General features: G+C 41.9%; 2 protein-coding genes. Both read left to right on the forward strand.

Annotated features, from left to right (window positions below; translation table 11 throughout):
• The first annotated feature begins 52 nt into the window (after positions 1-52).
• The gene (locus AC0YN6_RS06485) at positions 53-4,849 is read left to right on the forward strand and encodes a discoidin domain-containing protein (protein ID WP_475745823.1); all 4,797 of its coding nucleotides are present in this window, start codon (positions 53-55) and stop codon (positions 4,847-4,849) included.
• Between the two features lie 223 nt (positions 4,850-5,072).
• Positions 5,073-10,535: a LamG-like jellyroll fold domain-containing protein gene (locus AC0YN6_RS06490; protein WP_475745824.1), complete on the forward strand. Its 5,463-nt coding sequence runs from the start codon at positions 5,073-5,075 to the stop codon at positions 10,533-10,535.
• Positions 10,536-10,725: the final 190 nt, after the last annotated feature.

Below are 10,725 nucleotides of genomic sequence, written 5' to 3' on the forward strand. Positions count from 1 at the left end.
AATGAAGCCGCCAAAACTTATTAAATTATAATTGTAGGGAGGTTTTTTTCAGATGTTCAAAAAAACAAGCAAGCCGGTTTCGATCGCACTTTCATTGGTTCTTGGATTCTCCTTGTGTGCTGGTCTGAGTACAGTTAAACCTGTGGTCGCGCATGCCCAGGTAGAGCCAAGTCAATCCTCGATGCTGAATGTTGATTATGAAAGTATTGTTTCACAAGCCGACATGTTCTTTGACAAACAAGTGGCGGGTAGCACCCTTGGAATGCCGATCGGTAACGGCCGCACCGGAGGCTTGATATGGACAGAACCTACGAAATTAAAAACGCAAGTAAATCGTGTGGATGTATTCGGACATGGCGGCGCTTCATCTGCAACAAGCTTACATGGTGACTACTTTGGCGCTGTAGGCAATGTAAGCGTTGATTTCGGAGGTACCGTTTTCCCGTCGAATAACGTGTCGCAGTATCTATCGATGTATAATGCGACAGAAAGTATTCAAGGCAGCGGTCTGAGCGCGAATGTACTGGCATGGAGCGATCAGGATGTGATCGCCATTCAGGTAAACGATACCCGGGACGTTCCTGAAGCGATTAACATCGATCTGGGGATGACACGCTCCGGCCCATTGGAAACGAAAAATGGCTATTCGGCGACTTCAGCACTCAGCCAAAACGACGGGAAAATCATTTTAACACAAAAATATGAAGAGAAAGCAGATACGGGCATTACAATTAATGATTTTTATAACATGTCTGCGGCTGTTATCGACGTGTCGGGCAGGACAGCAACCGCCATCCAACTGGATACGAAAACAATGAGATTATCAATTCCGGCAGGCACCGGCAGCTTCACCATCTATATTGGCAGCGCCGCAAGCATGAATAAAGCGGATAATGTTGCTGCAATAGCCACTACGGCAGTCGATACTGCCAAGAGCACTGGCTACGACGGTATTTATAATTCCCACACAGCTTGGTGGCACGATTTTTGGTCCAAGTCATTTGTTTCCTTCCCGGCGGTGCAAGGGCAGGGATATACCAAAGATTACGGCGCTCATTTTGTCAATTTTTATTACCTGATGGGATCGTGCTTTAGAGGGGAATATCCTGCAAAATTTAACGGTTTATTGTTTAATACGGCGAACGGTACTGGTTTGTGGGGGTCGGAATACTGGTGGTTTAACGATGGCAGAGGCTATTACCCATTGGAAACAGGAAACCATCCAGAATTGTTTGATCCGTTTCTAAAAATGACTTCCAGAAATCTTAATAAATATGCTCAGGCAGCCGAGCAGCAATGGGGAAGTCAGGGCATCTATATCCCCGAGACTTCGCCCTTCGACGGTCCGGAGGTATTGCCGGACAACATTGCATCATCTCTGCGAAACAGTTTGTTGAACGGCCTGAGTCTTACGCAAGAGGTTAAAGACTTTAGTAGCAAAAGAATTGCCGGAGCAGATTCACGATGGACGATTGACGGTACTGGCGGCCAATGGATCGCGGGATGGCATTCTCACCTGCTTTACGATGCGTCCGATATAGCAAATAGGTATTGGGATCGGTATTCGTATACGCAAGATATCGAATATTTGAGGAATACCGCTTATCCGGTCATCAAGGGAGCGGCCGAGTTTTACCGTACATTCCCCAACCTGAAGAAAGGAACCGATGGTAAATATCATATCTACAAGACAGGTTTTGCGGAAACCATTTGGTCAGCAGATGATATTTTAAACGATTTGAATTACATTAGAGGGCTTCTTCCGACGGCTGTGAAAGCAGCGCAATTACTTGATGTTGATTCGGATTTGATCCCTTTATGGCAAGAAATTGTCGCGAATTTGGCGCCGAACCCGCTTAGCAGCGATGCCGATGCTCTTCTGCCAAGACCGAGGCCCGACGGCAAACCAACATATGCGCTGGGTAGAAAACCTTCTGCTTTTGTACTACAAAATGACCCGTCGATTTGGGATGAATATCAAGTGGAGCTGCTTGCCTTTGACCAAGTTAACCTTGAATCCAAAGCTAACGGCCTCAACCTGACAGCCTGGGATTTAAACATGAACACCTTGGAAACCCAGCTATTTTATAAAAAGCTACAGAGTGGAGAGTTTGCGGGCCGAGATAACAAGAACTGGTCGAGATTTATGACCGATGCAGCTCGAATGGGCCGCAGTGATATCGTGAAATTGGCATTGCCTAACAATCTGATTCAATGGGAGACGTTTTTTGCAAAAAATACGAACCGGCTTCCTATTACAAATGGTGGATCGCAATCGATGTCCGTTCAGGAAGACGGTGCATACGTAGACGGCATCCAAAGTGCGCTGCTTCAGTCATTAGCCAAAGGACCGGGGGAGAATTCCGTCATCTATGCGTTCGGCGCATGGCCTAAGGATATCGATGCTGCATTCAAGCTTCAGGCTAAAAAAGGTTTTACCGTTACAGCATCGCAACAATCGCAGAACATCGAATTTATTGAGCTCTATTCTGGTCTTGGTCAGACTGCGGACGTGAACAACCCTTGGGGAGAGGGGCAAAGCGTAGATCTGTATCGAAACGGCGTTAAAGCCGAAACGATCACGGGAAGATTACTCAGTTTCCCAACTTCCATTGGAGAAAATGTGGTCCTGGTCAAAACAGGAACAAACCCTGACCAGTATAAGCGAACAATTTCTTATGTGAAGCCGCTATTTTTGAAAGCCGACAAAACAAAAATAGTAGTGGGAGAATCGATACCATTATCCTTTATCACAGCAGCTGATGTGTCCGGCAATACGATTTCTTACTCCAGCAGCGACGCTACAGTAGCAACAGTTGATAGCAGCGGCCTTGTGACCGGCAAGTCATGGGGAACAGCAGTAATCACCGCGAAAGTGATGTCAGGTCAAACCGTTGTGTCATCCGGACAACTAAGCTTGACTGTCACGGCTAAGCAGATCCCTCAGTCTCAAATGACGGCGACAGCGACAAGCGAGGAAACGGCTGGCGAAAATAATGCCGCATCCATGGCGATTGATGGAAAACAAGAAACTATCTGGCATACAAAGCATAATAAATCCGACGTTCTCCCTCAATCGATTACCTTAAACCTTGGAGGGACTTACCCGATCGATAAGGTTTCGTATTTACCAAGGCCAACAGGCAACAACGGAAATATTACAGGCTATAACGTTTACGTAAGTACAGATGGAGTGACCTTTACTAAAGTTGCAAGCGGAACTTGGGCAAACGATAATACGGAGAAAGTTGCAACTTTTGTTCCGACAGAAACATCATATATCAAGCTCGAAGCAACAGCGGGCGTTAATGGCTGGGCAGCGGCTGCGGAGATTAATGTCTTTGAAGTTGATAACAACAGCAAAGTCATTACCAGCATCACAGCACCTACAGCCATTACAGGATTGGCAAATGGCACGGCAAAAACTGCGGAAGCTCTTGGATTGCCTGCAACCGTAGAATTGGTAACAGATCTAGGAGAAGTGAATGCCAATGTGGCATGGGATGTAGATGCTTCGAACTATGATCCGGCCCAAAAGCGCGAACAGACATTCACTGTGAATGGGAATGTTACCCTGCCGTTGGGAGTTATCAATCCTAGTAGTGTTGAGTTGTCAACAAGCATTAGTGTAACGGTAGCTCCTTTCTTTACAGTTCAGCAGGTTAACGATACTGATCCTGCAATATCCTATACCGGATCGTTTTCTTACTCTCAAAACAGAGGTAAGGGCGATTATTTGAACGATGTGCACCAGACACAAGCCAATGGAGACTACTTCCAATACACCTTTACCGGAACTGGTGTAGAATATATCGGCGTAAAGAACGGAGATATCGGGAATCAGGAAATCTATATCGACGACAAGCTTATACAAACAGTTAACGGAACCGCTCCGAGCTATACAGCGCAGGCGGTGATTTACAGCAACAAAACACTTGCGAGTGGAACGCATACGATCAAAGTTGTGAAGAGATCCGGGTACTGGATGGTATTAGATGCATTCAAGGTATACCAAGACGAGACGCCATCAATGCCTCAAGCTACATTGACTGGATTACAACATGTGAACACTGGTGAAACGTTCGATCTTAAGATGGGGTTGAACGGCGTTACGAAAAGCGAACACCAGCAAGTGTATGCTCAAGATTTGACTCTACATTATAATCCAGCGAATGTGCAATTCAATTCGGTTACATCGCTGAAAGATGGATTCCAGGTCATTGAACAAAAGGAAATAGCGGCGGGTCAAATTCGGATTATTGCTGCCAGCGTGGAAGCGAACCAAGGCGTACTTGCCAAAGGCGATTTGTTAACATTCAAATTTACAGCCAAATCTACAACTGGGGCAACGTCAATTAATGTAGACCAAGTTGTGATTGCAAACAGTCTGGGGAATGAGTTGCAGATCAACGGAGCTTCCCATGAAATCCAAATTAGTATAGCTGTGGATAAATCACTCTTGAATGCTGCGATCTCAAGCGCTCAAGCTAAGCACAATGCTGCGGTGGAAGGTAATGAGGACGGCCTGTATGCGGTTGGATCCAAAGCGCAATTGCAGTCTGCTATTGATGCGGCCAGCGCGATTGCAAACGATTCGAATGCTTCTCAGCAGCAGGTGGATAGTGCGAAATCTGCATTAGAAGCGGCAGTTCAAGCATTTGATAACAAGAAGATTAACGCCGATGTTAATGGACAAAGCGGCGTCACGATTGGAGACTTGGCATTTGTTGCAGCGGCTTACGGTAAGCAAGAAGGTCAGCCAGGCTGGAATGTGAAAGCCGATATCAACCATGATGGAAAAGTAGATATTGAAGATCTTGCTATCGTAGCTGTAGCGATCCTGCAATAAGGCAATTTAACAGAATAGGAATGAATCGGGAGGGGAGAGCTGTGCTCTCCTTTCATCGATTAAGCCGAGTACAGTAAGGAAGAATATTACGCGCACCGAATTTGCAGTGATCATTTCACGTGTATTCAATATCGTGTAAGCGTTTTATCGAAACTTGAAAGGGGGGATGTACGCCATTGCTAGTCGAAGATTGATTAAATAAACGGTTAGAGGAGAGGGTAAAATGCAGTTTACTAGGTTAAAGAAATCAATGGTAATGTGCCTATTCGTTTTAATGTTAATCGTACAACCGATTGGAGCTTTGGCAAAAAGCATACCTGTGAACACAGATGATGCTTCCGTTGCCTCCAAAGATTTGATTTTTGATTTTAATATGGATGAGTTAAAGAAAGGCACAGGTAATAACGCTGGGAAAAATGTGATTATAAACGCAGTGGATAATTCGGAATATGTTATTTATGGCACACCAAAATTGGGTAGTTCCGGAATTTTTGATAAATCCATTGAATTCGATGGAACAAATACTTACGTCAATTTAGGAAGACCCAATGTACATGATGAATATACCTATGAAGCATGGGTATACCTTAAGCCAGAAGGTGGAAACAGCCTGAATAAGATTTTTGGGCGAGATCGAACAACGGTATCATCTGATATGTTTTATTTTACCGTAAGGAATAATGGAAATATTGAGTACACATTATCGGATCATAGTGGTAAAAGTTATGGATTAGAAAGTGGATCTGGAAATAGAATGCAATTTGACACATGGAATCATGTTGCAGTAACAGGGGATAAAGAGAAAGTTAAAATGTTCCTAAATGGCAAAAAGATTAATGAAAAGTCTATTGCATCCAATTCCTTTGATTTAGATACAAATCCATTAGATCTATTGCTAGGTAGCGGGTATAATTCAAGCGGTACTGGATTGTTTAATGGACATTCATTCAAGGGACAAATGGATGCTGTTAAGGTATATAACTATGCACGTACTGAACAGCAGGTGAATGATGGGGTAGAAGATATGTTAAACAATATACCACCTGAGATTCAAAGTATCACACCCAATGAAAGCGACCTGATCGATGCTGATGGTGAAATTCAGGTAACTTTTAATATGGATATCGTATTAGGTGATACTGAAGTTTCTCTTGTTGATGAGAACAAGGCAGCAGTTGAAGTTGAAGTAACCATTCAAGATAGAAGAAATGAGTTTGAAGGTAATGAGTCATTGGTCATTAAGCCAAAACAGCCACTTAGTGTAGGAAGTATGTATACAATTAATTTACCTGCAGGAGTTGTGAAAACCGTGGGAAAAGGTATTCCTAATAAAGCTGCAGCTAGTTATAACTTTGTTGTGAAAGAAAAGTTAGAAGGACATGCAGGAGAAGGAGATCTTTCTTATTGGGTTGAAACAAAGATTACAACACCTTCATCCATAAAAGAGCAAGATGGTAAAATTGTTCTGTCCAACGGCCTTGTGCAAAGAGAATTTGACATTGCACAAAATTTTCTTACAACAGAATATAAAAATCTTTACACCGGTGTTAGTCTGCTAGCCAAAAATCAATTACAGTCAGATATTCAAGTTAGGCTAAATGACAAATACTCTGATACAGGAGAAGGAGCAACTCTTTATGGTGTAGGAGGCACTAACGGTGAGAATATTCCTACCTTTAATTATCAATCACATAGAATAGAGGATAGCACGGAAGAGATTTTTCATTGGGAATGGAATGATATTATATCCGATCCTACGATGAAGGATGCTCCTTGGCCAGCAAAAGGCAAAGCTTTAATCGTAAACTACGTTGCAGGCCAAGATATTCCCGAGAAATATAAAGGTGTACAATTTGAGGTGCGTTATGAAATTTACGATGGTATACCTGCAATTTCCAAATATATTAAGGTTACGAATAAGGGGGAACAGGATGTAATCGTTCAGAACCTTAAAAATGAAGTTTTACCCGTTTCGGTATCTAAGAAAGATGCTCTTTATATAGAGTCAAGTAACAATGCGGGAAATATTAATCATGATAGAAATAATGGCAGACATGTAGCTTCTCAATGGGAAGATAAAGGAAATGGTTATGGTTTATTAATGAACCAATATGCTGTTAGTCCTATAGATAATCAGAGTACAAATTTAGATGCTCTAGGTATAAGTGCTAAACAATTTGGACCAGCGTATAGGTTAGCTAAAGATGAAACCTTTGTTGGATATAGGGTATATGAATTATTTCATAGTTCGTCTTATTACGAGTGGCAACAATTGGAAGTTAAGAAGATGTATAGATTACTATTTCCTCAAACAACAGATAGCCCGCTTATCTATCATTTAATTGCGTCAGATTCACCATCTGTGAAAAGAGGAATTGATCAAGCGAAGGAAGCCGGCTTTAATATGGTTCTGCTCTCATTTGGCTCAGGTGCAAACGTCGAGGACATATCGCCTGCGAATATTGCTAGATATAAAGAACTTTGTGATTATGCACATGAAAGAGACATTCTATTAGGAGCATATGTCATGCAGGCTGCTCGGAGCGGTGGACCTGACGGAACTTATAATGGTGTATGGGGTGGAATGAGAGATATGACATCAAAATCTGCAACAGACACCCTAAAAAACACATTATTTTTTATAGAACAAACAGGTCTGGATGCTTTAGAGATTGATGGGACATATCCGGGGGCAATTAGTCCCTTGAAAACCGCTGGTCACGAAGGATTACAGGATTCTGTAACGAAACAATTTGATGCTGCAATTTTAAATTTCTTCAAAGAATTGAGAAAGAATAACGTATATATTAATGCTCCAGATTGGATGTTTCCAGCTGGTGCAAATAAGGCTGTTATGGGATATAAAGAAGCCGGGTTTGGTGCACCAAGAAAACAACAGTTTATTTATGGACGAGAAATTAACTATTTTGGTAGCTTTGGCAAGATACCTAGTATGGGATGGACGTTAGTTCCGTTTTCGTCATATAACGGCGGGGATGCTTCTGTATTTTGGCCATATGATGAACGAATCAATGATTATGATTATATTATAGGTTTAAATATGTTGTATGGCACTTCGGGATCGTACAGAGGTGCAAATGGTCTATATCAAAATGAACCTTCCAAAAAAGTTATAGGAACATGGGGAGAGTTTTTCAATAAGTATAGGGGGATCGTGAATGGTGATGTCATTCACATTATGCCGCCTCAATATAACGAGCTTGATAAATCAAAAGCAAAAGATATTGACGGTTTTATTCATACATCTCCTGATGCAGATCAGAATGGTATGTTTGTTTTCTTCAATCAAACAGGGGAAAAAGTAACGAGAACGGTGAAAATCCCAGTATTTTATACTGGTTTGACTGATATGAAAGCACCGCCAGTACCAGTTCCTGGTTCACACTATCATGATAAACACAACGCAAGAGAAACCGGAGATCTATACCCGCCTGAAATACCGGTGATTAACAAACCTGAAGGTACACCTACAGATACAAAGGTGATTGTAAGTCAAGGGGATATGAACGGTCGGGAATATACAGTGGATAGTAATGGGGACATTGAGGTTGAGATTACTTTGGAAGATGGTACTTATGGATGGTATACGATTTACTCCAAAGATAATAATTTATCTCAAAACTTAGTTATACCTGCGCCTAAAAATATGTATGTCGTTCAATCATCCTCGAATCAGGTTAAATTAGCATGGGACCAGCTGCAATTAGGCGGCAAAGAAGTTAAAGAGTATTATTTGTATAGAAATAATCAGTTTATTGGAAAGACATTTACAAATAGCTTTATTGATAAAGCTGTTGTTGCCAACACAGCTTATAACTATGAAGTTGTAGCCGTTCACAACACGGTAACGGGCAAAAAAAGCAACTCAGTAATGGCCGTGACAGAGGAGGATCTAACTCCGCCTACCATTGTTTCAGTAAGAGCATTAGACGGTGAAAGAGTTCAAGTTAAATTTAGCGAAGGCTTGGAAGAAACAGCGGCAAAAAACAAAGCTAACTATAGTATAGCTGGAGCAAATATATCAAGTGTTTCACTGGGAACTACCACTGATACAGTTGTTCTTACGCTGAGTGATAGAGTTAAGGCATTTGTATCGCTCGAATTGACCGTTAACAATGTTAAGGATGCTTCAGCCAAAGGCAATGTTATTCTTCCAAACAGTATGTATAGTTTCGAATATGGATATCAAAACCAATACAACTTTGAAGAAGTTGATGAAGCTATCACTAAGGATAAGTACAATTTAACCGATGGTACAATTTCGGGAACGCCAGCTCTAGGAAAGGGTATAAATGGGGATGCATTATTATTTGATGGAATTCAAAATTATGTAGATATCGGGCGACCGATTAATGAGCTGAATAACTATTCAGTAGAGCTTTGGATTAAGCCCGATACTAGTGCTGAAACCTATACGCTGGTTGGTCAGCAGAGAGAGGCTTACGATGGATGGAAATGGAGATTGTATGTAGAAAATGGCGTTTTAAAATTTATTGCCAATAATGGAAAGGGCGCATATCCGGGTAATGACGGCAAGGATGAAGTTGTGATTGAGCTGTCAAGTGGAGATAACAAAATTAATAAAAACAACTGGAATCAGACTGTAATTGTTAGAGAAGCAGATACCTACAAGCTGTTTTTAAATGGAACAGAGGTAGCCAGTGAAACAAAAACAGGCATAGATCAAGAACAAAACATGTATACAATGTGGCTTGGTGCGTTTAGAAATATGGCTGGTGGTGAACCAACAAGTCAGTTTAAAGGACTAATGGATATCGTTACGGTATATAATACGTCTCTCACAGTAGATAAAGTTAAAGAGCTTTATGAAGCTATGAATGTTACTGAAGCGAAAACGGTTATAACTGGAGCAGGAAAAGTAAATTCTGGCCAAACTTTTGATCTTAAGATGGGGCTGGCCAGCGTTACGGAAAGCGCATACCAGCAAGTGTATGCTCAAGATCTGACTCTACGCTATGATCCGTCGAGCTTGCAGTTCAATTCTGTTACTTCATTGAAAGATGGATTCAAGATCATTGAACAAAAGGAGACAGCGCCGGGGCAGATTCGGATTATTGCTGCCAGCGCGGGAGCAAACCAAGGAGTACTTGCCAATGACGAATTGTTGACTTTCAAATTTACAGCCAAATCTGCAACTGGGGCAACGACTATTAGTGTCGACCATGTTGTGATTGCAAACAGTCTAGGGAATGAGTTGCAGATTAAAGGGGCTTCCCATGAAATCCAAATTAGCATACCTGTGGATAAATCACTCTTGAATGCTCTAATCACGAGCGCTCAGGCAAAGCACAATGCTGCAGTGGAAGGTAATGAGGATGGCCTGTATGTGATTGGATCCAAAGCGCAATTGCAGTCAGCTATTGATGCGGCCAGCGTAATTGCAAACGATTCGAATGCTTCTCAGGAGCAGGTGGATAGTGCGAAATCCGCATTGGAAGCGGCAGTTCAAGCATTTGACAGCAAGAAGATTACGGCAGATGTCAATGGACAAAGCGGCGTCACGATTGGAGACTTGGCATTTGTTGCAGCGGCTTACGGCAAACAACAAGGTCAAGATGGCTGGAATGAGAAAGCGGATATCAATAAAGACGGTAAGATTAGTATTGAAGATCTTGCCATCGTAGCCAAAGCGATTTTGCAATAAAGCAATTTCAAACAATATTAATGATCGGGGGAGGGGGAGCTATGCTCTCCCTTTATCGATTTATAAGGAATACAGGTACGGAAAGTGTAGACATGGTCAATTTTGTCGAATCCACTAAGTTGAGAGTGATTTTTTAGTGAATTTTGTAGTTTTTTATGAATCTCAACAGCAAATATTAGAGTGTTTCAAG

The sequence above is a fragment of the Paenibacillus sp. J22P15 genome, assembly GCF_056269345.1.

What these genes read in the sequence shown, in the direction of transcription:
- AC0YN6_RS06485 (WP_475745823.1), top strand. Translation starts at nt 53, where the DNA reads ATGTTCAAAAAAACAAGCAAGCCGGTTTCGATCGCACTTTCATTGGTT.
- AC0YN6_RS06490 (WP_475745824.1), top strand. Translation starts at nt 5,073, where the DNA reads ATGCAGTTTACTAGGTTAAAGAAATCAATGGTAATGTGCCTATTCGTT.